Consider the following 22,196-nt stretch of genomic DNA (forward strand, 5'->3'; position numbering starts at 1 on the left):
ACTTTATTCGGCAGCGACGAGTGCACTGCCATCCATGAAGGCAGGAAACCACGATTCATGCGCCTCGCGCAACTGTCGAACGGAAACGGACAGCAGTCCGTCGATGGCAAGCACATCGCCGCCGACTGTGCCGAGACGACGGAAGGGCACGCCGGCGCTCTCCGCATTGATGCAGACGAAATCGGCGACATCGGCCGGCACGGCAACGACATAACGCGCCTGATCCTCGCCGAAGAGGATGGCGTGGGGCAGGCCCCTGCATTCAGCGAGATCGATGCGCAGACCCTTGCCCGACGCCATCGCCATTTCAGCCAGTGCCAGCACTAGGCCGCCTGAGGAAATGTCATGGCAGGCGGTGACCTGGCCGTTACGGATGGCCGAACGGACGAAATCGCCGTTGCGACGTTCGGCAAAGAGGTCGACCTCCGGGGCCGGGCCGTCCGTCAGGCCAAGAATATCGCGCAGGTAGACGGAGGAGCCGAGATGGCTGCCGTCGACGCCGATCATAATCACATGATCGCCTTCCGAGGCCGAACCGATGCGCGCCATCGCCTTCCAGTCCGGCAGCAAGCCCACACCGGCAATCGTCGGCGTCGGCAGGATCGCGATGCCGTTGGTCTCGTTATAGAGCGAGACATTGCCTGAGACGATCGGGAAATCGAGCGCCCGGCACGCTTCGCCGATGCCTTTGATGGCGCCGACGAACTGGCCCATGATCTCAGGCTTTTCCGGATTGCCGAAATTCAGGTTGTCCGTCGCAGCCAGCGGCTCGGCGCCCGTGGCGGTGATATTGCGCCAGCATTCGGCGACGGCCTGCTTGCCGCCTTCGAAGGGATCGGCTTCGACATAGCGCGGCGTCACGTCGGATGAGAAAGCCAGCGCCTTGGTGGGATGACCCTCGACGCGGACGACACCGGCATCACCGCCTGGAAGCTGTAGGGAATTGCCCTGGATCAGCGTGTCATATTGTTCGTAAACCCAGCGGCGGCTGGATTGATTGGGCGAACCGACGAGTGCCAAGAGTGCCTGACCGTAGTCGTCGGGAGCAGCGACCAGATTGGCGGGCAGGTCGGCGCGCTTGTCGGATTCGCGCCACGGCCGGTCATATTCGGGCGCCTGATCGCCGAGATCCTTGATCGGCAGGTTGGCAACTTCCTCGCCTTGGTGGAGAACGCGGAAACGCAGATCGTCGGTCGTCTTGCCGACAATGGCGAAATCCAGGCCCCATTTGACGAAGATTGCCTTGGCGACCGCTTCCTTTTCCGGCTGCAGCACCATGAGCATGCGCTCCTGGCTTTCCGACAGCATCATTTCATAGGCCGTCATTTGCTCTTCGCGTACCGGCACCTTGTCGAGATCAAGCTCGATGCCGAGGTCACCCTTGGCGCCCATTTCGACGGCGGAGCAGGTCAGGCCCGCGGCACCCATGTCCTGGATAGCAATGACAGCGCCGGTCTGCATCAGCTCAAGGCAGGCCTCCAGCAGGCACTTTTCAGTGAAGGGATCGCCGACCTGAACGGTCGGACGTTTTTCTTCGATCGATTCATCGAATTCGGCCGATGCCATGGTCGCGCCGCCGACACCGTCGCGGCCGGTCTTGGCGCCGAGATAGACGACGGGCAGGCCTACGCCCTTGGCTTCCGACAGGAAGATGGCGTTGGATTTTGCAAGGCCGGCCGCAAAGGCATTGACCAGAATATTGCCGTTATAGCGCGCGTCGAATTCGACTTCGCCGCCGACCGTCGGCACGCCGAATGAATTGCCATAGCCGCCGACGCCGGCGACGACACCGGAAACGAGATGGCGGGTTTTCGGATGATCCGGCTCGCCGAAGCGCAGGGCGTTCATCGCTGCAATCGGGCGAGCGCCCATGGTGAAGACGTCGCGCAGGATGCCGCCGACGCCGGTCGCAGCCCCCTGATACGGCTCGATGTAGGAAGGATGGTTGTGGCTCTCCATCTTGAAGACGACGCAATCGCCGTCATCGATGTCGACCACGCCGGCATTCTCGCCCGGCCCCTGAATGACTCGCGGCCCCTTGGTCGGCAAGGTGCGGAGCCATTTCTTTGAGGATTTATACGAGCAGTGCTCGTTCCACATGGCCGAGAAAATGCCGAGTTCGGTAAAGGAAGGCTCGCGGCCGATCAGATCCAGAATGCGCTGATATTCGTCCGGCTTCAGGCCGTGGGCGGCAATGAGTTCCGGGGTGATCTGGATCGAATTCGAAAGGGTCATGGGCGCTCGATGGTCCTTGCCTGTAAAGGGTTTGAAGGCCGGTCAGGGGATCGAGGTCTCTTTAGCGCATGTGAACCTGTCGTGCGACAGGAAAATGACCGCCATTCACAATGGGTGAAGAGCGGCCCTGGCTATCTTCAATTGCGGCTCGACGATCAGAACTTGTAGCCGACCAGCAGCCCGGCGCGCGTCATGCCGCCATTCGGGCCATCGCAGAGATTGGCGTGCGAGGAATGCGCCACCTGCGCTATCAGGCTCCAATGATTGTCGAAATTGTAGCCGATCCCGGCATATTCGTGGAAAAGCAGGCGACAGCCGAGCATTGGGCCGTCTTTGGTCCAATCGTCGAGGTTGCCGGTATGCACCGTGCCACCAAAACCAGCTTCCGTGAAAATGCCGTTGCTGTGGGTGAGTGTCCAAGACAGGCCGGTAAAGACTTGCGTCGCTGCTGAATCAGAGGTGCCGATCGAGGTGCCCAAGTGAATGCGGGGGCGCAAAAGCTGATCTTTCCAACCGTCTGTCGGATTGTAGCCGAAAGGATTGAACAGCACCTCGACTTCTGGGAACACGCCGGCTTCATGGTCATGCCCCGTTTGGATGGAGCCGCTGGCGCCGAAACGCAGTTCATCGAATATTTTGGTATCCGCGGCAGCAGCGGATTCATCGGCGATGATAACTGACCCAATCGTTACAATAGCAGTGATCGCACATTTCCAAAAACGGCCATCAGAAATAGCGTCAACAGCCATGCACCAACCCCCAAAATGGCGAGCGATTCGCGATTCATTAATCAATTGGTAGCATCGCCGAGGTCGGGGTAAAGTGGGCGTAATTACGTGACTGTGCATTTCGCAAAAACTGGAGCGAAACTGCAACAGTGCCGTCACAAACGGCGGTCGTCAGCCTTCATATATGGCTGTCGTAACCGGTCGAACCGTTTTCCAGAAGGTGCCGTAACATCATGAACCCGCTCGCGACATCGTCGCGCCGTTGCGGTGAAGAAAAAGCAACGCGTACACGATGATAGGCCTTGTCCGTGCGGGCGGCTTTGAACTCGTCCTCATCGTCCACGAGTACGCCTTCGGCAATCGCGGCATTCTTGAACGTGCCGGAAAGCCAGGGCTCCGGCAATTTCAGCCACAGGAACGGCACGTGCGGATGCGAGGCGAATTCAAAGCCCGACAGCGCTTCCCGTGCCAACTGCTCCCGAGCGCGGATTTCCTCGACCGCCTGACGGCGCAACGCCAGCGCGTGACCGCCGAGCACCAGCCGAGCACAGGTTTCAGCCAGGATGAAGGGAAGGCCACCGGTCGTCATCTTGTGGGTGACCTTGATGCGCTGGGCGAAATGCTGCGGGCAGGCGACCCAGCCGCCGCGCACGCCCGCAGTCACCGATTTTGACAGGCCGCTGACGAGGAAGGTGCGTTCCGGCGCAATGCTCGCCATCAGCGGATTCTGATCTTCGGTCATCCCGCCATAGAGATCGTCTTCGATCAGCCAGACGCTGTGGCGGCGCGCTATGGCGGCGATGGCTCGGCGGCGAGCCTCCGGCATGGTCACCAGCGTCGGGTTGTGCGCCGTCGGCATCAGGAAAGCCAGGCGCGGATGCTGCTGCTGGCAGAGCCGTTCGAAATCGTCAGGGATAACGCCATGCTCATCGGAATCCACCAGGACGGAGCGGCGGCCGAGAAGACGGGTGGCGCGGCTGACCTGCGTATAGGTCAGGTTCTCGAAGACGATCTTGTCACCTGGGGAGGTGACGGCGGAAATGACGGCGATCGCGGCGGCGTGAGCGCCAAGCGTCGGCACGACGGTTTCGATCGCCGGCTGCCAGCCGTTGCGAGCAAGCCAAACCTGGCCGGCACGAAACCAGTTCGCCGGGAAGTTTCGTGAATAAGAGGAAATCTCCGTCCGATGATCGCGGCTGATATCGGCGAAAAGCTGGCCGATGACCTCGCCCTGGCCGATATCGGGTGCTGCCGTGGTATCGAAGCGTATCTTGTCGCCGGGGACCTCGAGACCGCGGGTGCCGGCAAGCGCCTGTGTGATCGGGTCCACCTGCTCGATCTGCTTGCCATTGCCACGCTCGAGCACATAGGTGCCGCGGCCGACTTCTCCGGCAACGAGGCCGCGCTCGTGCACGAGCGCATAGGCGCGGCTGACCGTTCCGATCGTCACCCCGATATCATAGGCGAGATTGCGCTGCGGCGGCAGCTTCGTGCCCGGCGGCAGTACGCCATGGGTAATCGCGTTCTCGATACTATCGGCGACGCGGATGTAAACCGGGCCGTTTCCGCTGGATATGTCAGGCAGCCAATTTGTCATAATGACAATTTCTTAGATTGCATCGCCAATGGAGTCAATATTATGAGTCAATTTGTGTCGTTTGGCTCGATACATTCCGATTGTCACGATCAAACGAGCAGATAAATGGATACAATAGATTCAATTCATCTCTGTAAAAGCGCAATGGCTGACGAGGGCGCGACACGTACCTTTGCGCCGATATCGCGCTTGGTGCGTCGTCTTCTCGAGGCTTTTGCAGTTTGGATGCGGAAGCGGGAAAGCCGTCGGACTTTGCGATATCTGACGGACGACGAGTTGCGCGACATCGGCCTGACCCGGCATGAAGCGGTAGCCGAGGTGAGCAAATCGTTTTTTTGGGATTGATGGAGGTGGCGATAGGCTATCGCCCCAAGATCAAGCTGAATGGCAGTCAGGCGCCGTCCAGTACCGACAGCACGAAGTCCGCACGCTCCTTGACAGGCACTTTCGGCAGGATGTGGATCTGATAGCCAAGCGAAGGGTAGACCGCGCTCAGCCTGTCATATTCCGCTATGGCTGCCGAAAGATCATGCCTTCGCTCGCGGTCCGCGACGTATATTTCCGGCCACGGCGGCGTCAGGAATACGTGCTTGTTGTAGCGATGTGACTGCTGCAGTGCAGCCAAAGTGGCTTCGCCGGTCAAGTGCTGCAATGCAGCCGCCGCGTCGATCAAGCCTCTGTCAAAGAATACCAGGCCGGGAATCGATGCTGCTGAGGAACGATCGGCGATGGACATTTCCATAGCCCGGCGAGCAAACGCGGTGGCGTCGACCCAAGGCAAGGCCGAACCGCCGCGATCCAATTCCTCGATGACGAGCCGCCGTCCTGGCTCCTGCACGACGTGGTGGCCACGCCGCCCAAGTTCCTCAAGCAGCGTCGACTTGCCTCCGCCCGAACATCCGGAAATGACAACAAATCGATCCAAAACAGGGATCCCCGAACTTGTGGGCCAGTCGTGCTACTTCAACAACGCCTCATTAACCACGCGATATTGGCAGTGCAGGTTCCGCCTCAGCACCCCTTCGTGCCGGCAGCCCAGCGATTGACGTCGCCCGTGATGCGGCCGCCGGAGGCGCCTGACATCATCGGGCCGAACGCCTGCAACTGCGCCGGATTGCCTTCTGCCTGAACCACGAGAGACGGCCGGCCGGTCGGATGTTTCTTGTCGACCACGAGGATGCGCGGACGGCCGGTGTAGGAATTGAGCTCCGGCGCGAGCTGGTAGCCCGCGAAGGCCGGATCGGCGGATTTGAACCAGCAGGCATTGGCGTTGAGCATGACGCGCTCCATCGTCGATAAAGCGCTATGCTCATCGGTCGTTACCGTCGGAGCGCGTGTCGCGCAGGACGTAACGAGCAGGCCAAATGCTGCGAGAGCGGCGGCAGAGTACAATCCGTTAGCGAGGCGAGGGCGCATCAATCTCTCTTCCAATAAATCGGTTATGGCAGCTCGTAGCCGACGATGATGTGGGGCGGAACCTTTCCGACGCCCCATTGGGGACAAAACGCCGGCCGGTATGGCAATTCCACTGTTGGTGCGGATAGGTCGCCTCAGGCGGCGATCACGTCGAGGGCGGAGGCGAAGAGGCCGCGACCGTCGGAGCCGCCGTGGGCCGCTTCGATCAGGTTCTCCGGATGCGGCATCATGCCAAGCACATTGCCCTTGGCGTTGATGATGGCAGCGATATCATTGATGGAACCATTCGGATTGGTGCCTTCGGCGTAGCGGAAGACCACCTGGCCCTTGCCTTCGACCGTCGCCAGCGTCTCCGCATCAGCAAAGTAGTTGCCATCATGATGAGCGACGGGGCAGCGGATCACCTGACCTTTGGCATAGGCGCGGGTGAAATCCGTTTCCGCATTGGCTACTTCCAGCTTGATCTCGCGGCAGACGAACTTCAGCGAGGCATTGCGCATCAGGGCGCCGGGCAACATGCCGGCTTCCAAGAGAATCTGGAAGCCGTTGCAGACGCCGAGAACCTTGACGCCCTTGTCGGCCTTCTCCTTGATCGCCTGCATGACCGGCATGCGGGCTGCAATCGCGCCGCAGCGCAGATAATCGCCGTAGGAAAAGCCACCGGGAATGACGATCAGGTCGACATCCGGAATCTCGGTTTCCGTCTGCCAGACCGTGATGGGTGCGTGGCCTGAAATCTTGGTCAGAGCCGCAATCATGTCGCGATCGCGATTGAGGCCGGGGAGCTGGACGACTGCTGATTTCATGATGCTGTTCCCGAGATAGGCGAAAGACACTGGCTAGGAATGGGATCGGCGAGCCATACCTCATTGTCCATGACAAAGAAAGAATGGCCCCCGGAAAACGGCAATCAGTCGATCGATATGCTGAAATTCTCGATCACCGTGTTGGCGAGCAGCTTTTCGCACATGGCTTTCAGGTCAGCTTCGGCCTTGACCTTGTCGGCGCCGTCAAGCTCCAGGTCGAAGACCTTGCCTTGGCGAACCTGATGAACGCCGTCAAAGCCGAGGGCGCCAAGCGCACCTTCGATTGCCTTGCCCTGCGGATCGAGAACGCCGTTCTTCAGCGTGACGGTTACACGAGCCTTGATCACGATTGTCCTTCCTGCGCTTACTTGACGAGAACCGGGCCCGTGCCGCGCACGGGTTCGTTTTCATTGATGATGCCGAGACGGCGGGCGACTTCGGAGTAGGCTTCCAGCAGGCCGCCCATGTCACGGCGGAAGCGATCCTTGTCCATCTTCTCGTGGGTTTCGATGTCCCAGAGGCGGCAGGAGTCCGGCGAGATCTCGTCGGCCAGGATGATACGCATCATGTCGCCTTCGAACAGGCGGCCGCATTCGATCTTGAAGTCGACGAGCTGGATGCCGACACCGAGGAAGAGGCCGGTCATGAAATCGTTGACACGGATGGCGAGTGCCATGATGTCATCGAGCTCGGCCGGATTGGCCCAGCCGAAAGCAGTGATGTGCTCTTCGGAGACCATGGGGTCTTCGAGCGCGTCGGACTTGTAGTAGAATTCGATGATCGAGCGCGGCAGCACGACGCCTTCCTCGATGCCGAGGCGCTTGGCGAGCGAACCGGCGGCAACGTTGCGCACGACGATCTCGAGCGGAATCATCTCCACTTCCTTGATCAACTGCTCGCGCATGTTGAGACGACGGATGAAGTGCGTGGGAATGCCGATCTTATTCAAATGGCTGAAAATGTATTCGCAGATACGATTGTTCAGAACGCCCTTGCCATCGATGACTTCGTGTTTCTTCTTGTTGAAGGCGGTGGCATCATCCTTGAAAAATTGGATCAGCGTGCCCGGCTCAGGCCCTTCGTAAAGGATCTTGGCCTTGCCCTCGTAAATACGGCGGCGACGGTTCATTGGTATTGTTCTCTGTCGTTAGCGCTCTGAGATAGCGCAAGTGGATCGATCTGTGGGCGTCCCCATAACGGATAAGAAGCGAATTCACAATCCGCCAGCGCCTCCTTCCTCGGAAATCCGGCTTTGGTTCTATACCAATGCGAGAATCGGGATCCTGTCCTCTCATGTTCTACAGGCTTTTATTTGACGATGGAATGAAGCCGCCCCGTACTTCACAGGCTGGTGGGCCGGCTTGTGCCATTGTATCACGCTCGGCCGCAATCATGGCTTGAGTTGACTGAGAAACTTGGCAAAGACCATCGTGCCTTCCGGCCAGGGACCATGGCCGGAATCGGCATTGATATGGCCGGCCTCGCCAGCGTCGATCAACAGCGAACCCCAGCTACCGGCTATGTCGTCGGCGTGCTCGTAGCTGCCGAAGGGATCGTTGCGGCTGGCGATAGTGATAGAGGGAAAAGGCAGAGGATCGCGCGGGTAGGGACCGAACGTCATCAGATGCTTCGGCCTGATCTTCGGATTGGCGACATCGGGCGGCGCAACGAAGAAGGCGCCGGCGACCTTATTGCGGAAATGCGGGATCGCGTGGATCACCGAGGGTACGCCAAGCGAATGCGCCACCAGCACCACCGGCCGGCCCGAAGCATTCACTTCTTCGGCAATGCGGGCAACCCAATCCTCGCGCACGGGCTTCGACCATTCGGCCTGCTCCACTCGCCGCGCCGTCGAGAGCTTCTGCTCCCAGCGCGTCTGCCAGTGGTCCGGGCCGGAATTCGTGTATCCGGGAATGATGAGGATATTTGCGTCAGAGGCTTTCATGATGGCGCCGATTTGGAAAGGGAAGACCGAGGTGTCAAGGGAAAAGGCGACAATTACGGCAAAATTTGCTAGCATCGCGGCTGCCGGTAGCGATTGATGATGTCGGCGCCTCTTCTGCCCGACGTTTTCGTGCTGCCAGCTAAACACATATAGGCTGATGTGGAGGAGGAATACTATGACGGCATTTCATGTCATGGCTGGCGCAAACAACACCTTTACGCGTCCGGCCATCCGCAAGATCGGCATTGCCGATCTCGTCGATGCCTTGAAACTCGGGCTGGACGATTTTAGCGAAAAACCATCGCATTATGTATTCCTGTGTCTCATGTATCCGATCGCGGGCATTGCGCTGGCGGTCTGGAGCTCTGGTGAAGATCTGCTGCCGTTGCTCTTTCCGCTGATGTCCGGTTTTGCGTTGCTTGGACCGTTGGCGGCGATCGGCCTCTATGAGATCAGCCGACGGCGGGAAAAGGGGCTCGACACATCGTGGCGGCATGCTTTCGACGTGCGCTTTTCGCCGGCGTTGCCGTCCATCATTGCGGTCGGCATCATGCTGTTTGGCTTCTTCATCGTTTGGCTGGTCGTGGCGCAAAATATCTATACCGCCTTTCTCGGCGACGCCGTTCCGGCAAGGCTGTCGTCCTTCGTGGCGAACGTGTTGACGACGCCTGAGGGCGTGGCGATGATGTTCTGGGGCAATCTCGTCGGCTTCGTCTTTGCGCTCATCGTACTGGCTACAACTGTCGTCACCTTCCCGCTGCTGCTTGACCGTGATGTCGGAGCCGTGGCGGCGATCGACGCCAGCATCCGCGCGACGCTGATCAATCCGGTGCCGGTGTTGGCTTGGGGCCTCATCGTGGCCGTGCTTCTTGTCATCGGTACAATCCCGATCTTTGCGGGGCTTGCCGTGGTCATGCCTATTCTCGGGCATGCCACCTGGCATCTCTATCGCAAGCTCGTGGCGCCGGCCGTTGTGAGCTAAATCAGCCGTGAAATTGTTCCAGCGGATAGCATGGAACCGCCAATGACTTTGCAACGTTGATCCGCATTACATCGCCGCATCTCCCGAATTCCAAGAAATTCGGGAGATGCGTGCGGATGTAGGCTTTGCTTCGACCTCTGCATGTCCGTTCCGGGCATGCGGCTCAACCGGAGATGCGGATCATGGCAAGGCTCAGGCATATTTTCACCCGTTTTGCCACCATCGTCTCGGAATGGGCAGGCAAACCTGTGGTCTTCATACTGGCTCTACTGTCGGTGGTCGTTTGGGGTATCACCGGACCGTTCTTCGCCTTTTCCGAGACCTGGCAGCTGGTCATCAATACCGGCACGACCATCGTCACCTTTCTGATGGTCTTCTTGCTGCAGAACGCGCAGACGCGCGATACCCGCGCCATTCAAGCCAAGCTCAACGAACTCATCTTGACCAGTGCCGCCGAAAACCGTTTCATCGGTATCGAGAACCTCGACGAAGAAGATTTGAAACATCTCGATCGATTGGTGGCGAAGGCAGCCAAACGCAGTGAGGACAGGCCAGCCGGCGACAAGGAAGAGGGCGAGGGGGCCAGGAAACCGCAGGCAAAACAGAAAAGGCGACGCGTTGTCAGCGCCGCCCAGTCAAATCTCGATCAGTAGGTCAGTTGACCCTAGCCAAACACACGCTTGAAGATCGTGTCGACGTGCTTGGTGTGGTAGCCCAAGTCGAACTTTTCGCGGATGTCCTCTTCCGACAGCGCAGCACGGACTTCCTGGTCGGCGAGCAGTTCCTCGAGGAAGTCCTTGCCCTGTTCCCAGACCTTCATTGCGTTACGCTGGACGAGGTGATAGGCATCCTCGCGGGAAACGCCGGCTTGGGTGAGTGCCAGCAGTACGCGCTGCGAATGAACAAGTCCGCGGAACTTGTTCAAATTCTTCATCATGTTGTCCGGGTAGACCAAGAGCTTGTCGACGACGCTGGTCAGCCGCGCGAGCGCGAAATCGAGCGTGACCGTCGCATCCGGGCCGATCATGCGCTCGACGGAAGAGTGGGAAATATCGCGCTCATGCCACAGCGCCACGTTCTCCATCGCCGGTATGGCGTAGGAGCGGACCATGCGGGCAAGGCCGGTCAGGTTTTCGGTCAGCACCGGATTGCGCTTGTGCGGCATGGCCGACGAACCCTTCTGGCCGGGGGAGAAATATTCCTCGGCCTCCAGCACTTCGGTGCGCTGCAGATGGCGGATCTCCACGGAAAGGCGTTCGATCGAAGAGGCGACGACGCCGAGCGTGGCAAAGAACATGGCGTGACGATCGCGCGGAATGACCTGGGTCGACACCGGCTCAGGCTTCAGGCCCAGGGCAGCCGCAACGTGTTCCTCGACGCGTGGGTCGATATTGGCGAAGGTCCCGACGGCGCCGGAGATGGCGCAGGTGGCGACTTCCTCGCGCGCAGCGATCAGGCGCTGCTTGCAGCGTTCGAATTCGGCATAGGCGAGCGCCAGCTTGACGCCGAAGGTGATCGGTTCGGCATGAATGCCGTGCGAACGGCCGATGGTAACGGTGTCCTTGTGCTCGAAGGCGCGGCGCTTCAGCGCTTCCAGGAGCTTGTCGACATCGGCCAGCAGGATATCGGTGGCACGGACGAGCTGAACGTTGAAGCACGTGTCCAACACGTCCGAGGAGGTCATGCCCTGGTGCACGAAGCGGGCGTCGGGACCGACAATCTCCGCAAGATGCGTCAGGAAGGCGATGACGTCGTGCTTGGTGACGGCCTCGATCTCATCGATGCGGGCAACGTCGAAAGTTGCCTTGCCGCCTTTTTCCCAGATGGTTTCGGCCGCCGACTTCGGGATGACGCCAAGTTCGGCCAGCGCATCGCAAGCATGAGCCTCGATCTCGAACCAGATGCGAAACTTGGTTTCGGGCGACCAGATGGCGACCATTTCCGGTCGGGAGTAGCGCGGGATCATGGGCTCAAAGCTTTCTTGGGTAGCGGGAAACAAATCCTCGGCGCCCCCATAACAAAGACGCGAGGCAATCTCAATGTTTCTTGGCTCAATCTTTCGTTCGGTTCAACGCATATGTCTGGCGAGATAAAGGCTTACTGCCGCCAGGAAGACGAAGCCGAATGGCAGAAACAGGCCAAGACCGAGGATGGCGAACTGGTAGACGGCGCTGGCGCTGGTAAAGACAAACTGAAATGCCCAGACGAGCGTGCCGAAGGGGGCATGCCAGCGTGCATAGAACCAGCGATAGTCCATGGCGAAGAGAAAAGCCGTCATGGCGACGGTGCCCAGCGACAGCGCCAGGAAGAAAGCCGCAAAACGCGCTTCGAGCGGCCGGCGGTGCGCAAGCAGCCGTGCCAGCGGCAGCATGAGCGGCCAAGCAAACGCGCCGCCGAGAAAATAGACCATTATGAGAGCGGGCAGGTGGCTCGTCAGAAGACCGTTGCGCAGATAGAGCACCGATAGCGCGGAACTTGCCATCGCCGCGCCCCAGGCGGGCGCTCCGAACAGGAGCTGTCGTGAGGACGGGACGGCTGCCCTCAGCCTCCCGGTCGTCGCGACAGCGCTGGCCGGATTAATTTGATCCAACGCGGCCTCGTTCTGCCGCAGTGCGCAGGTCGGAAATCGTCTGCCGATAGGCTTCGACGGATTCACCTTTGAAGATCGCGGAGCCGGCGACGAGGACGTTGGCGCCGGCGGCAGTGACGATCGGAGCCGTGTCGGCTGTGACGCCGCCATCCACCTCGAGCTCGATCGGGCGGTCCCCGATCAGCAACTTCGCATTCCGGATCTTGTCGGCCATGGCGGGGATGAATTTCTGGCCGCCGAAGCCGGGATTGACCGACATGATCAGGATCAGGTCGATATCATCCAGCACGTTTTCGAGAACGGACAGCGGCGTTGCGGGATTGAGAGTGACGCCGACTTTCTTGCCCAGATGGCGAATGGTCTGCAGCGAGCGATGCAAATGTAGGCCGGCTTCGGCATGAACGGTGATCCGATCGCAGCCCGCCTTGGCGAAGGCTTCGAGATAGGGATCGGCGGGCGAGATCATCAGATGGCAGTCGAAGGTCGCTTTGGTATAGGAGCGTAGCGACTTGATGACATCGGGACCGAACGAGATGTTCGGCACGAAATGTCCGTCCATGACGTCGAGATGAATCCAGTCCGCGCCAGCCTCGGTCACATCTCTGACTTCCTGCCCGAGGTTGGCGAAATCGGCCGCGAGGATGGAGGGAGCAATGCGGATCGGCAAGGTCATGAGATGGCTGAACTCCGTCTGATTTTTTCGCGCTTGGCTTATCACCGCTTCGGCAGGCAAACAACCTGGTCTGCTAGACTTGCACGAACCCGATCAGTTCGACGGCGATGTCAGCGGCACAAAAGCATTGCCGCGCCATTCCAGCAGCCGGTAGGGATTTTCCGTCAATTCGTGGTTCTGACCAAAGGTGATTGGGCCGATCGGCGTCTGAAAGACTGTGCCGATCAGTTTGTCGGCAACCGGCTTGTTTTCCGCCTTGGCACTTTCCGCCGCCTGGCTGGCAATCAGCGCGGCAGCCGCGGCCGGCAGAACATAGCCGTCCGGCTCAATGCCGTTGGTACGCATCGCCTGGACCGTCGCTTGGGCCACGGGCAGGCTGGCGTAATCGGGGAGGGCGACGGCCTGCACGCCGTCCAGCAGAGGCACCGGCTGATTGGCAGCGCGCATCGCGTCACCTCCCATCAGCATCAACGGGATATTCTCGTTGCGGGCGTCGCGCGCGATGACTGCTACATCGCTGCGGTCGCCGCCGACGAATACACGGGTGGCGCCGGCCTTCTTCAGCCGGCGGACAAGGGCGATCTGCTGTTCCTGGCCCGGGCGATAGGTGTCGGTGAAGACCGGTTTCAGGCCTTTCTCCTCCACCGCATTACGCACCGCCTCCACCAATTCGCGACCGTGGATCGTACCATCTTCGATGAAGGCCATCGGCTCGGCCGCCCAATTCTTCAGGATGGTATCGACAACCATTGCCGCTTCAGCGCTATCAACCGGAGCAAGGCGGAAAAATGGCCAGCCGTTCTTCAGGGCATCCTCCATCACGATATGGGAACGCACGGAAACGGTAATGACGGGAATGCCTGCCTCCTTCAGCCGCGGCAGTGCACCTTCCAGTGTCTCGCTGCAGAGAAAGCCGATGGCAACCTGCGCCTTGGCAGTGATCAACGCCTCGGCCACCGCCCGGCCGCCATCCTCCGTGCAGGGTTCGTCGAGGACGGTCGCGGAGTCCTTCAGGGCCTGCACCTGGAAATTGGCGCCTGAGGTAATCTCTGCGCCGAGAGATGCAAAGTTTCCATCCTGCGGCGCGACGATGCCGATATTGACGCCCGCAGCATGACTACTGCCGGCTGCCAGAAGCAGCGCGATCAGGAGCGATGTGCGACGCAGAACGTTCATAGACTAGGTATCCCGGATAATTCTTCTGCCCTTTTATCCGCCTGAAAGTCGCCGTCAAAGAAAAAGCAGCGAAATCACTCTGATTTCAATATTCCTATTGTAGAAAAGCTAACATCTGGCCGCCATATTGAACGAAAACGAGAAATGACGAAAACGAGGGAAGCAATCGTGCTAGACAGGCAGCGTATGGATCCGGCGCTCTATCGCGACGCCATGAGCCGTTATGCGGGGCATGTGCAGCTAGTGACCACGGCGCTTGGCAACGAACGGCGCGGAGTCACCATCACGGCTGCCTGCTCGGTCTCGGACAATCCCGCCATGCTCCTGATCTGCCTCAACAACAGCAACGCGAAGAACGAGATCTTCTTCAACAGCGGCATCTTCGCGCTGAATGCGCTCGGCGCCCATCACCAGGCGCTCGCCGACGCTTTTTCCGGCAAAACGAATATGACCAATGACGAGCGCTTCGCCACCGGCACATTCGATACGCTGGTTACCGGTGCGCCGGTGCTCGCCGATGCACTGGCCGCCTTCGATTGCCGTGTCACCGAAATCAAACGGGCTTCAACGCATAACATCATCTTCGGCGAAGTCGTGGCGGTGCATTTCAGTGAAACAAAGCCGGCGCTGCTCTATTTGAACCGGGACTATCACACGTTATAACCTCCCTAGTGCATGACCCCTTAGATCGGAATCGATCCAAGGAAAGGATTATGCACCAGTTTGAAGTGTTACTGCGTCCTTGCGCGTCCGATGGGCCGCGCGGCGCAGTAATGGGAGAGATTATGCCTGATCATCACGCACCTTCGTTGCCGGGCTCGATCGACGAAACGATTGCCCTGCTCGGCGCTCACGATTATCTCGCTGGGCGCGCGCTCGGCACGGTGTTGTTTCTGGCACTGAAAATGAAGCGGCCGCTGTTTCTCGAAGGCGAGGCAGGCGTCGGCAAGACCGAGATCGCCAAGGTGCTCTCGAAGGCGCTCGACCGGCCGCTGATCCGCCTGCAATGTTATGAGGGCCTCGACGTTTCCTCCGCCGTCTATGAATGGAATTATCCGGCGCAGATGCTGGAAATTCGCCTTGCCGAAGCGTCCGGGCTCACCGATCGCGACCGTATCGAGGCCGATATCTTTTCCGAGCGCTATCTCATCCGCCGGCCCGTTCTGCAGGCGCTGTCTAGCACGGGAGGCCGTGCGCCGGTATTCCTGATCGACGAACTGGACCGCACCGATGAGGCGTTCGAAGCCTTTCTGCTCGAAGTTCTCTCCGATTATCAGGTGACTGTCCCCGAACTCGGGACCATCCGCGCCTCCGAGCCGCCGATCGTTATCATCACCACCAACCGCACTCGCGAGGTGCATGACGCGCTGAAGCGGCGGTGCCTTTATCATTGGGTCGACTACCCCGAAGCGGCGCAGGAGCTTGAGATCATCCGCCGCAAGGTGCCCGGCTGTAACGAAGCGCTATCGCGCCAGATCGTCGCCTATGTGCAGAAGCTGCGCACGCTCGACCTCTTCAAGAATCCCGGCGTCGCCGAAACCATCGACTGGGCGACGGCACTGACCGAGCTCGACCGGCTGGCACTCGATCCAGAGACGATTTCCGATACGCTCGGCACCCTGCTGAAATACCAGGACGATATCGCCCGCATCCACGGCGGAGAGGGCAAGCGGGTGCTAGACGAGGTCAAAGCCGAACTGTTGGCGACGGGATAAGACCATGGAACCGGCAACGCGAGACGGCATCATAGTGCCGCCGTCACCGACCGGTGACGGGCGCCTGGCCGACAATATCGTCTTCTTCGCCCGCGCCTTACGCAAGGCCGGCTTGAAAATCGGGCCCGCAGCCATCGCCGACGCTATTGAAGCCGTCGAGACGATCGGTATCGGCTCGCGCGACGAGTTTCATGCGGCACTGTCTTCCATCTTCGTCAAACGGCATGAGGATCGCGCAGTTTTCAACGAAGCTTTCCGGCTGTTCTGGCGCTCACGCGATCTCGTGCAGAAGATGATCGCGATGATGTCGCCGGTCGCGCCCGAGAACCGTGAGAAGGAAAAGCCGAGACCGGGCGAATCCCGCGCCAGCGACGCTCTGCTTGGCGACCGCGAGGACCGGCGTCCGCAGCGCGAGGCGCCGGATATCGAGATCGACGCCCGCTTCACGACATCGGGTAACGAACTCCTGCGCCGAATGGATTTCGCCCAGATGTCGGCCGCGGAAATCGCCGCTGCCAAGAAAGAGCTGGCGAGGCTGGAATTGCCGCTCGACAGTGTCCGTACCCGTCGTTTCGTGGCGTCGCATGTGGCCGCCAAGGTCGACCCCCGTGCAACGATGCGGGTGGCGCTTCGCACAGGAGGCACGCTCATCCTGCCGCGCTACCGCGAGGCCAAGGAGATGCAGCCGCCACTGGTAGTGCTTGCGGATATTTCCGGCTCGATGAGCCAATATACCCGCATCTTTCTGCATTTCCTGCATGTGCTGACCGAGAAACGCAGGCGCGTACATACATTCCTGTTCGGCACGCGGCTGACCAACGTTAGCAGGCAGATGCGCCACAAGGACCCGGACGAGGCGCTCGACGAATGCGCCGCCGCTGTCCGCGACTGGTCTGGCGGTACGCGCATTGGCGAAACGCTAAAGGAATTCAACCGGCTCTGGGCGCGTCGTGTCCTTGGGCAGGGCGCGATTGTGCTCCTCATCACCGATGGATTGGAGCGGGAGGGCGTGGAACTTCTCGAAACCGAGATGGACAGGCTGCATCGCTCCTGCCGGCGGTTGATCTGGCTCAATCCGCTCTTGCGGTTCGACGGCTTCGAACCACGCGCCCGCGGCGTTCGTGCCATGCTGCCGCATGTTGACGAATTCCGTCCGGTTCACAATCTATTATCTCTGGCCGACCTCGTGTCGGCCCTCAGCGCCGGCCGTGCCGGCGCCTATGATCCACGCCGTTTTCTCGCCAAGCTGTGAGGCATTCATGACAAATACACCCGAAAGCCTGGATCCGCTTGTTATCGCGGAGGAATGGTCGTCCGCCGGCCGCAACGTGGCGCTCGCGACCGTCGTCGACACCTGGGGTTCTGCACCGCGCCCGACCGGCAGTCATCTTGTCATCGACAGCGAGGGCAATTTTCACGGCTCGGTCTCCGGTGGTTGTGTGGAAGGCGCCGTGATCACCGAGGCGCTTGACGTGATCGAAAGCGGCAAGGCCCGCATGCTGGAGTTCGGCGTCGCGGATGAAACCGCCTGGCGCGTGGGCCTCTCCTGTGGCGGCCGTATTCGCGTCTATGTCGAGAGGCTTAACTGATGGACCGTCAGATACTGACGAAACTGAATACGTTGCGGCGGGCGCGGCAAGCGGTGATTTTGGCCACCGACCTCTCCGGCGGACCGGACCGGCTGATCATCGAAGGCGATGCGGTTGACGGCCCGCTTGCCGATGCGATCGCTTCCGCCTTCCGCTCGGGAAAATCCTCGGCGGTGGAGATCGAGGGGCAGGGTCTCTTCCTCAACGTCCATCTGCCGCCGCCGCAAATCGTCGTCATCGGCGCCGTACATATTAGCCAGGTTTTGGCACAGATGGCTGGGCTTGCCGGCTTTGACATCCGCATCATCGATCCGCGCACCGCCTTTGCAACACCGGAGCGTTTCGATGGAGTCGATCTCATCGCCGATTGGCCGGTGGATGTCCTGAAGGAGCGGCCGCTCGACGCCTATACGGCACTGGTCGCAGTTACCCACGATCCGAAGATCGATGATTTCCCGATTGCCGAGGCGCTGAAGGTCGGGTGTTTCTATGTCGGAGCCCTCGGCAGTCGCAAGACGCATGCGAGCCGAGTGGAACGGTTGAAGCGCGAGGGCTTGAGGGACGCCGATCTCGCCAAAATTCACGCTCCTATCGGTCTTCCCATCGGCGCGTCGAGCCCAGCGGAAATCGCCGTCGCCATTCTGGCCGAGATCATCGCCGCGCTACGTGGCCGCGACGTCTCGTCACCGAAGGGTGACAAGCGATGATCTTCGGTGATTTTGTGACGGCCGAGGCGGAAGGCGCGGTGCTCGCGCATTCCATCCGATTGGCCGATGGCAACCTTCCCAAGGGGCATGTGCTTGGCCGCATCGATCTCGATCGTCTCGCTGCCGCCGATATCGGCCGCATCACCGCCGCCAGGATCGAACCTGGCGATCTCATGGAAAACCAAGCTGCGGAGCGACTGGCGCAGGCGATCGCGCCGGATCACCTGACCTTCTCCGAGGCGGCCACCGGGCGCGTCAATGTCCATAGCGCAGTCGACGGCCTGTTCGTCGCAAGCCGCGCCGCCGTCGATCGGCTGAACTGCGTCGATCCCGCAATCACGCTTGCCTGTCTTGCCGATCATGTGCCGGTGCGCCGCGGCGATATGGTGGCGACCTTCAAGATCATTCCGCTGGCAGTTTCCGGGGAAAAGGTTGCTGCAGGCGTCGATATCCTCAAGCAGACGACCGTCTTCGAGGTCAAACCGTTCCAGCCGCATGCGGTGTCGCTGGTCGCAACGGAACTGCCGTCGCTCAAGACCTCCGTGATGGACAAGACGGCGCGCATCCTTTCGCAACGGCTGCAGCTTGCCGGAAGCACCTTGGAGCGGGAAGAGCGGGTGGCGCATCGTGCGCCTGCGGTCGCGGAAGCCATTGATCATGCTCTGCGGGCAGCGGATCCATTGTCGAAGCTCGTTATTGTCTTTGGTGCGTCGGCTGTGATCGACACCGGCGACGTCATCCCCGCGGCAATTCGGCTAGCCGGCGGCGAAGTCATCCAGGTCGGCATGCCAGTCGATCCCGGCAATCTGCTGGTGCTCGGCAAGGTCGGCGATGTCTATGTCGTCGGGGCCCCCGGCTGCGCCCGTAGCCCCAAGGAAAATGGTTTCGACTGGGTGCTGGATCGTATCCTCGCCGGCGAGAAGCCGACGCAGCAGGAGATCAGCGGCATGGGCGTTGGGGGGCTTCTCATGGAAATACAGTCGCGGCCAAGACCGCGCGATATCGCCGTCAAGCCGGCGGCACAGATCTCCGTTGCTATCGTGCTTCTTGCTGCTGGCAAAGCTAGCCGCATGGGCGAAGGTGGGCCACACAAATTGCTGGCGGAGTTCGACGGTATACCTCTGGTGCGCCGGTCCGCCGCGACAGCCTTGGCAAGCGGAGCCGCCGCAGTAGTTACAGTCACCGGCCATCGCCGCCGGGAGATCGAGCAAGCACTTGCCGATCTGCCGGTCGAGCGGGTGCACAATCCGGACTATGCGTCCGGCATGGCAAGCTCGTTGGTTGCCGGCGTCGGCGCGCCGGCCACGCAACGCGCCGACGGCGTATTGGTGATGCTGGCCGACATGCCGGGTGTCACCAGCGACGATCTGAAGACGCTGATTGCCGCCTTCCGCAAGGCGAACGGTCAGGCGATCGTGCGTGCCGTGTCTCGCGGCAAACGCGGCAATCCCGTCATCCTGCCGCGGACTGTGTTCGACGCCGTGATGCGGCTCGAAGGAGATGTCGGCGCCCGGCATATCATCGAAACTGCGGGGCTTCCTGTCGTCGACGTCGATATCGGCGATGCGGCGCATCTCGATGTCGACACGCCGGAAGCCGTGCTGGCCGCCGGGGGCATTTTGAAGGGGTAGGGCATGGACAATATCGAGATTGAAGAGATGTTCCAGGCTCTTGGACCGGTGACGATCAAGCGCATGTTCGGCGGCAAGGGCGTCTATCACATGGGCCGTATCGTCGCCGTCGAGGTAAACAGTGAGATGCTGCTGAAGGCCGACGAGATCAGTGGCCCCGAATTCGAGGCGGCGGGTGCCCGGCGCTGGGCCTACGAAGGCAAGAAGGGTAAGGCCGTCAACATGCCCTACTGGTCGATCCCCGACGATGCTTTCGACGATCCGGATATCATGGCACGCTGGGTGAGATTGGCTTATGAGGCGGCGGTGCGGGCAGAGAGATAGAACTCAGGGAAAATCGTCTTCGCTCAGATGCGCGATCGCGGCTTGCGCAAAAGCAGAAAGCGGCTGCGGCAGTACGTTGCGGCCGAACCAGCCGAAATCGGAGAGTTTATCCGGCTCGACAAGACTTGCTTCGCCGGTGAAATCCCGGGTGACGTAGATCAGAGAAATCCAGTGCTGACGGTCGGCTTCGACGATAACTTCCGTCGTACAGAGAAGGTCGATATGACCGATGGAAAGGCCACTTTCTTCCTCCGCCTCGCGGATAGCTGCATCCGCGGCTGGCTCCATGTGGTCGACCTTGCCGCCGACGATGCTCCAGAATCCGGCTTCAGGCGCTTTCAGGCGCTTATAGAGCAACAGCTTCCCGTCCCGCAAAATTGCGAGACCGGTACCTAATCCAGGGAAGTCGATGCCGGGTTTCCCCACGCCGTTTGGCCCATCAGCCCTTGGCGTTGGCAACGATCAGCATGAAAGCGGGAATATCGTCGCCGAAGCCGACCGGGGTCGGACCGTCGTCCTGATCGCGGTAGCGATTGCGGCGCTCGCGATTGTCATCGTTGGCAGCAGGGAAAGGCCGGTGGTTATTACGAGAACCATTTTGGGACTTATTGCTGTTCTCAGACTTGCGCTCGTTTCTCACGCTTTCGGCCTTTGCTGGTGCTGCTTCGATCACGTCGACGCCATTATCCTCGACGTCGATATCAGATTTATGACTCGAGGCACTCCGGCCTCCGCGGCTGCGATCCCGATCGCGGCCTCTGCTTTTGGGCTCACGGCGACGGGACGAACGGTCGTCGTCCCGGCTTTCTTCGGCCGGCGGCAGCGACGACAAGTCGCCGTTCAGCCATTCGACATCTTCGCCGATCAGCTTTTCGATTGCATCGGCGTGCTTGACGTCGCGCTTCGTCACGATGGTGAAGGCAGCACCCGAGCGACCAGCACGGCCGGTGCGGCCAATGCGGTGGACATAATCTTCCGAATGGATCGGAACATCGAAATTGAAGACGTGGCCGACATCGGGAAGATCGAGGCCGCGCGCGGCCACATCCGAAGCCACGAGAAGCTGGATCTGGCCGTCACGGAAGCTCTGCAGCATCGTCGTGCGCGACCGCTGGTCCATATCGCCATGCAGCGCACCGACCGAGAAACCGTGGCGCTCCAGCGAACGGAAAAGGTCTGCGACATCCTTCTTACGATTGCAGAAGATGATGGCGTTCTTCAGATCCGTCTGGGCGCGGATGAGATCGCGCAGCGTGGCGCGCTTCTCGTAATCCTTGCCGTGCGAGGCGACGAAACGCTGGGTAACGGTCTTTGCCGTCGATGCCGGCGCTGAAACTTCGACACGTTCCGGATTCTGCAGGAAACGGTCGGCCAGCTTCTGAATTTCCCCTGGCATCGTGGCCGAGAAGAACAGCGTCTGACGGGTAAAGGGGATAAGCTTGGCGATGCGCTCGATATCCGGGATGAAGCCCATGTCGAGCATGCGGTCGGCTTCATCGATGACGAAGATCTCAACGGCGCTCATCAACAGCTTGCCGCGCTCGAAATGGTCGAGCAGGCGGCCCGGCGTGCAGATCAGCACATCGGCACCGCGTTCCAGCTTGCGGTCCTGGTCTTCGAAAGAGACGCCGCCGATCAGCAGAGCGATGTTCAGGCGATGGTTCTTGCCGTATTTCTCGAAATTCTCGGCGACCTGTGCCGCAAGTTCGCGCGTCGGTTCGAGGATCAGCGTGCGTGGCATACGTGCTCGGGCGCGACCCTTTTCGAGGAGCGTCAGCATCGGCAGGACGAAGGAGGCGGTCTTGCCGGTGCCCGTCTGGGCGATGCCGCAGATATCGCGACGCTGCAGCGCAAAAGGGATTGCGCCGGCCTGGATCGGAGTCGGTGTGGTGTAGCCCGCGTCTGTTACCGCGGATAGGACTTTTTGGCTCAAGCCAAGGTCAGCAAATGTTGTCAAAGGGAAAACTATTTCCGTTCCGGTTCGGTCGAACACTCATGAGTCGACACGCTCTAGCATGCCGCAATGCAGCGCGACATAGAACCAAATACCCGCGAAGTCAAGGAAAGCGGGCGCTTGAGAAA

Annotated in this window: 25 protein-coding genes; 10 read left to right on the forward strand and 15 right to left on the reverse strand. The window is 60.3% G+C overall.

The genetic code is table 11. The annotated features are described in order from the left end of the window. Nucleotides 1–3 precede the first annotated feature (3 nt). The 3 genes from purL to FHT86_RS06150 form a co-directional block, all read right to left on the reverse strand. Nucleotides 4–2,235 carry a phosphoribosylformylglycinamidine synthase subunit PurL gene (gene purL, locus FHT86_RS06140; RefSeq protein ID WP_133705986.1) on the reverse strand — a complete coding sequence of 744 codons (2,232 nt, stop codon included), beginning with the start codon at nucleotides 2,233–2,235 and terminating at the stop codon, nucleotides 4–6. A 155-nt stretch (nucleotides 2,236–2,390) separates the two neighbouring features. After that, the gene (locus FHT86_RS06145) at nucleotides 2,391–2,984 is read right to left on the reverse strand and encodes an acyloxyacyl hydrolase (RefSeq protein WP_133707092.1); all 594 of its coding nucleotides are present in this window, start codon (nucleotides 2,982–2,984) and stop codon (nucleotides 2,391–2,393) included. A gap of 157 nt (nucleotides 2,985–3,141) precedes the next feature. Next, nucleotides 3,142–4,560 (reverse strand): PLP-dependent aminotransferase family protein, encoded by a 1,419-nt coding sequence (locus FHT86_RS06150; protein WP_133705987.1) that lies wholly within the window; start codon nucleotides 4,558–4,560, stop codon nucleotides 3,142–3,144. Between the two features lie 144 nt (nucleotides 4,561–4,704). On the opposite strand from FHT86_RS06150, the gene FHT86_RS06155 reads away from it, so the two are divergent. Continuing rightward, nucleotides 4,705–4,905, forward strand: a complete 201-nt coding sequence (locus FHT86_RS06155) for a DUF1127 domain-containing protein (RefSeq protein WP_246779398.1) — start codon at nucleotides 4,705–4,707, stop codon at nucleotides 4,903–4,905. Between the two features lie 46 nt (nucleotides 4,906–4,951). Here FHT86_RS06155 and FHT86_RS06160 read toward each other — a convergent pair whose 3' ends face one another. The 6 genes from FHT86_RS06160 to FHT86_RS06185 form a co-directional block, all read right to left on the reverse strand. After that, nucleotides 4,952–5,485, reverse strand: a complete 534-nt coding sequence (locus tag FHT86_RS06160; RefSeq protein WP_133705989.1) for an AAA family ATPase — start codon at nucleotides 5,483–5,485, stop codon at nucleotides 4,952–4,954. Nucleotides 5,486–5,571: 86 nt separating this feature from the next. Next, entirely contained in the window at nucleotides 5,572–5,976 is a 405-nt protein-coding gene (locus FHT86_RS06165) for a hypothetical protein (protein ID WP_133705990.1), read from the reverse strand. Between the two features lie 134 nt (nucleotides 5,977–6,110). Further along, entirely contained in the window at nucleotides 6,111–6,782 is a 672-nt protein-coding gene (gene purQ / locus FHT86_RS06170; RefSeq protein WP_133705991.1) for a phosphoribosylformylglycinamidine synthase subunit PurQ, read from the reverse strand. Between the two features lie 104 nt (nucleotides 6,783–6,886). Further along, nucleotides 6,887–7,129, reverse strand: a complete 243-nt coding sequence (gene purS / locus FHT86_RS06175) for a phosphoribosylformylglycinamidine synthase subunit PurS (RefSeq protein ID WP_133705992.1) — start codon at nucleotides 7,127–7,129, stop codon at nucleotides 6,887–6,889. Nucleotides 7,130–7,146: 17 nt separating this feature from the next. Then, nucleotides 7,147–7,911, reverse strand: a complete 765-nt coding sequence (gene purC / locus FHT86_RS06180) for a phosphoribosylaminoimidazolesuccinocarboxamide synthase (RefSeq protein ID WP_015340039.1) — start codon at nucleotides 7,909–7,911, stop codon at nucleotides 7,147–7,149. Between the two features lie 261 nt (nucleotides 7,912–8,172). Beyond that, complete coding sequence (locus FHT86_RS06185) at nucleotides 8,173–8,727, reverse strand: alpha/beta hydrolase (RefSeq protein WP_133705993.1); 555 nt, start codon at nucleotides 8,725–8,727, stop codon at nucleotides 8,173–8,175. Between the two features lie 175 nt (nucleotides 8,728–8,902). Between FHT86_RS06185 and FHT86_RS06190 the strand changes: the two genes are divergently transcribed. Beyond that, complete coding sequence (locus FHT86_RS06190) at nucleotides 8,903–9,709, forward strand: DUF2189 domain-containing protein (RefSeq protein ID WP_133705994.1); 807 nt, start codon at nucleotides 8,903–8,905, stop codon at nucleotides 9,707–9,709. A 182-nt stretch (nucleotides 9,710–9,891) separates the two neighbouring features. Beyond that, a complete protein-coding gene (locus tag FHT86_RS06195; RefSeq protein ID WP_133705995.1) occupies nucleotides 9,892–10,362 on the forward strand; it encodes a low affinity iron permease family protein in 471 nt (156 codons plus the stop codon). Nucleotides 10,363–10,373: 11 nt separating this feature from the next. Here FHT86_RS06195 and purB read toward each other — a convergent pair whose 3' ends face one another. From purB to FHT86_RS06215, 4 genes are all read right to left on the reverse strand, one after another. Continuing rightward, the gene (gene purB, locus FHT86_RS06200) at nucleotides 10,374–11,675 is read right to left on the reverse strand and encodes an adenylosuccinate lyase (protein WP_133705996.1); all 1,302 of its coding nucleotides are present in this window, start codon (nucleotides 11,673–11,675) and stop codon (nucleotides 10,374–10,376) included. Nucleotides 11,676–11,777: 102 nt separating this feature from the next. Continuing rightward, complete coding sequence (locus tag FHT86_RS06205; RefSeq protein ID WP_133705997.1) at nucleotides 11,778–12,299, reverse strand: hypothetical protein; 522 nt, start codon at nucleotides 12,297–12,299, stop codon at nucleotides 11,778–11,780. After that, nucleotides 12,286–12,972 carry a ribulose-phosphate 3-epimerase gene (rpe, locus tag FHT86_RS06210; protein WP_133705998.1) on the reverse strand — a complete coding sequence of 229 codons (687 nt, stop codon included), beginning with the start codon at nucleotides 12,970–12,972 and terminating at the stop codon, nucleotides 12,286–12,288. Before rpe ends, FHT86_RS06205 begins: the two co-directional genes overlap by 14 nt. Nucleotides 12,973–13,065: 93 nt before the next feature. Further along, nucleotides 13,066–14,148 carry a branched-chain amino acid ABC transporter substrate-binding protein gene (locus FHT86_RS06215; protein WP_133705999.1) on the reverse strand — a complete coding sequence of 361 codons (1,083 nt, stop codon included), beginning with the start codon at nucleotides 14,146–14,148 and terminating at the stop codon, nucleotides 13,066–13,068. A 144-nt stretch (nucleotides 14,149–14,292) separates the two neighbouring features. On the opposite strand from FHT86_RS06215, the gene FHT86_RS06220 reads away from it, so the two are divergent. The 7 genes from FHT86_RS06220 (at nucleotide 14,293) to FHT86_RS06250 (ending at nucleotide 20,114) form a co-directional block, all read left to right on the forward strand. Beyond that, nucleotides 14,293–14,811 carry a flavin reductase gene (locus FHT86_RS06220; RefSeq protein WP_183868542.1) on the forward strand — a complete coding sequence of 173 codons (519 nt, stop codon included), beginning with the start codon at nucleotides 14,293–14,295 and terminating at the stop codon, nucleotides 14,809–14,811. A 122-nt stretch (nucleotides 14,812–14,933) separates the two neighbouring features. Further along, nucleotides 14,934–15,863: a MoxR family ATPase gene (locus FHT86_RS06225; protein ID WP_133706000.1), complete on the forward strand. Its 930-nt coding sequence runs from the start codon at nucleotides 14,934–14,936 to the stop codon at nucleotides 15,861–15,863. Nucleotides 15,864–15,867: 4 nt separating this feature from the next. Continuing rightward, the gene (locus tag FHT86_RS06230; protein ID WP_133706001.1) at nucleotides 15,868–17,115 is read left to right on the forward strand and encodes a vWA domain-containing protein; all 1,248 of its coding nucleotides are present in this window, start codon (nucleotides 15,868–15,870) and stop codon (nucleotides 17,113–17,115) included. 7 nt (nucleotides 17,116–17,122) lie between these two features. After that, nucleotides 17,123–17,452, forward strand: coding sequence for an XdhC family protein (locus FHT86_RS06235; protein ID WP_133706002.1), 330 nt, complete (start codon nucleotides 17,123–17,125; stop codon nucleotides 17,450–17,452). Next, on the forward strand, nucleotides 17,452–18,159 hold the full coding sequence (locus FHT86_RS06240; RefSeq protein WP_133706003.1) for an XdhC family protein: 708 nt from the start codon (nucleotides 17,452–17,454) through the stop codon (nucleotides 18,157–18,159). The genes FHT86_RS06235 and FHT86_RS06240 overlap by 1 nt, the downstream gene beginning before the upstream one ends. After that, nucleotides 18,156–19,790, forward strand: a complete 1,635-nt coding sequence (locus FHT86_RS06245; RefSeq protein ID WP_133706004.1) for an NTP transferase domain-containing protein — start codon at nucleotides 18,156–18,158, stop codon at nucleotides 19,788–19,790. Before FHT86_RS06240 ends, FHT86_RS06245 begins: the two co-directional genes overlap by 4 nt. Nucleotides 19,791–19,793: 3 nt before the next feature. Beyond that, entirely contained in the window at nucleotides 19,794–20,114 is a 321-nt protein-coding gene (locus FHT86_RS06250) for a TfoX/Sxy family protein (protein WP_133706005.1), read from the forward strand. A 3-nt stretch (nucleotides 20,115–20,117) separates the two neighbouring features. Here the strand turns inward: FHT86_RS06250 and FHT86_RS06255 are convergent, their stop codons facing one another. Next, on the reverse strand, nucleotides 20,118–20,540 hold the full coding sequence (locus tag FHT86_RS06255) for an NUDIX domain-containing protein (RefSeq protein WP_133706006.1): 423 nt from the start codon (nucleotides 20,538–20,540) through the stop codon (nucleotides 20,118–20,120). Between the two features lie 13 nt (nucleotides 20,541–20,553). Continuing rightward, nucleotides 20,554–22,071, reverse strand: a complete 1,518-nt coding sequence (locus FHT86_RS06260) for a DEAD/DEAH box helicase (protein ID WP_133706007.1) — start codon at nucleotides 22,069–22,071, stop codon at nucleotides 20,554–20,556. Between the last annotated feature and the right edge of the window lie 125 nt (nucleotides 22,072–22,196).

Origin of the sequence: Rhizobium sp. BK313, assembly GCF_014193655.1 — a bacterium.
In the GTDB taxonomy this organism is placed as follows: Bacteria; Pseudomonadota; Alphaproteobacteria; order Rhizobiales; family Rhizobiaceae; genus Rhizobium.

Excerpts from the sequence above, each read along its gene's own strand:
- rpe (WP_133705998.1), bottom strand. The coding sequence starts at position 12,972 with ATGACCTTGCCGATCCGCATTGCTCCCTCCATCCTCGCGGCCGATTTC.
- FHT86_RS06185 (WP_133705993.1), bottom strand. The coding sequence starts at position 8,727 with ATGAAAGCCTCTGACGCAAATATCCTCATCATTCCCGGATACACGAAT.
- FHT86_RS06250 (WP_133706005.1), top strand. The coding sequence starts at position 19,794 with ATGGACAATATCGAGATTGAAGAGATGTTCCAGGCTCTTGGACCGGTG.
- FHT86_RS06220 (WP_183868542.1), top strand. The coding sequence starts at position 14,293 with ATGACGAAAACGAGGGAAGCAATCGTGCTAGACAGGCAGCGTATGGAT.
- FHT86_RS06145 (WP_133707092.1), bottom strand. The coding sequence starts at position 2,984 with ATGGCTGTTGACGCTATTTCTGATGGCCGTTTTTGGAAATGTGCGATC.
- purC (WP_015340039.1), bottom strand. The coding sequence starts at position 7,911 with ATGAACCGTCGCCGCCGTATTTACGAGGGCAAGGCCAAGATCCTTTAC.
- FHT86_RS06225 (WP_133706000.1), top strand. The coding sequence starts at position 14,934 with ATGCCTGATCATCACGCACCTTCGTTGCCGGGCTCGATCGACGAAACG.
- FHT86_RS06235 (WP_133706002.1), top strand. The coding sequence starts at position 17,123 with ATGACAAATACACCCGAAAGCCTGGATCCGCTTGTTATCGCGGAGGAA.
- FHT86_RS06245 (WP_133706004.1), top strand. The coding sequence starts at position 18,156 with ATGATCTTCGGTGATTTTGTGACGGCCGAGGCGGAAGGCGCGGTGCTC.
- FHT86_RS06230 (WP_133706001.1), top strand. The coding sequence starts at position 15,868 with ATGGAACCGGCAACGCGAGACGGCATCATAGTGCCGCCGTCACCGACC.
- FHT86_RS06190 (WP_133705994.1), top strand. The coding sequence starts at position 8,903 with ATGACGGCATTTCATGTCATGGCTGGCGCAAACAACACCTTTACGCGT.
- purQ (WP_133705991.1), bottom strand. The coding sequence starts at position 6,782 with ATGAAATCAGCAGTCGTCCAGCTCCCCGGCCTCAATCGCGATCGCGAC.
- purL (WP_133705986.1), bottom strand. The coding sequence starts at position 2,235 with ATGACCCTTTCGAATTCGATCCAGATCACCCCGGAACTCATTGCCGCC.
- FHT86_RS06155 (WP_246779398.1), top strand. The coding sequence starts at position 4,705 with ATGGCTGACGAGGGCGCGACACGTACCTTTGCGCCGATATCGCGCTTG.
- purB (WP_133705996.1), bottom strand. The coding sequence starts at position 11,675 with ATGATCCCGCGCTACTCCCGACCGGAAATGGTCGCCATCTGGTCGCCC.
- FHT86_RS06150 (WP_133705987.1), bottom strand. The coding sequence starts at position 4,560 with ATGACAAATTGGCTGCCTGACATATCCAGCGGAAACGGCCCGGTTTAC.
- FHT86_RS06165 (WP_133705990.1), bottom strand. The coding sequence starts at position 5,976 with ATGCGCCCTCGCCTCGCTAACGGATTGTACTCTGCCGCCGCTCTCGCA.
- FHT86_RS06215 (WP_133705999.1), bottom strand. The coding sequence starts at position 14,148 with ATGAACGTTCTGCGTCGCACATCGCTCCTGATCGCGCTGCTTCTGGCA.
- FHT86_RS06195 (WP_133705995.1), top strand. The coding sequence starts at position 9,892 with ATGGCAAGGCTCAGGCATATTTTCACCCGTTTTGCCACCATCGTCTCG.
- FHT86_RS06240 (WP_133706003.1), top strand. The coding sequence starts at position 17,452 with ATGGACCGTCAGATACTGACGAAACTGAATACGTTGCGGCGGGCGCGG.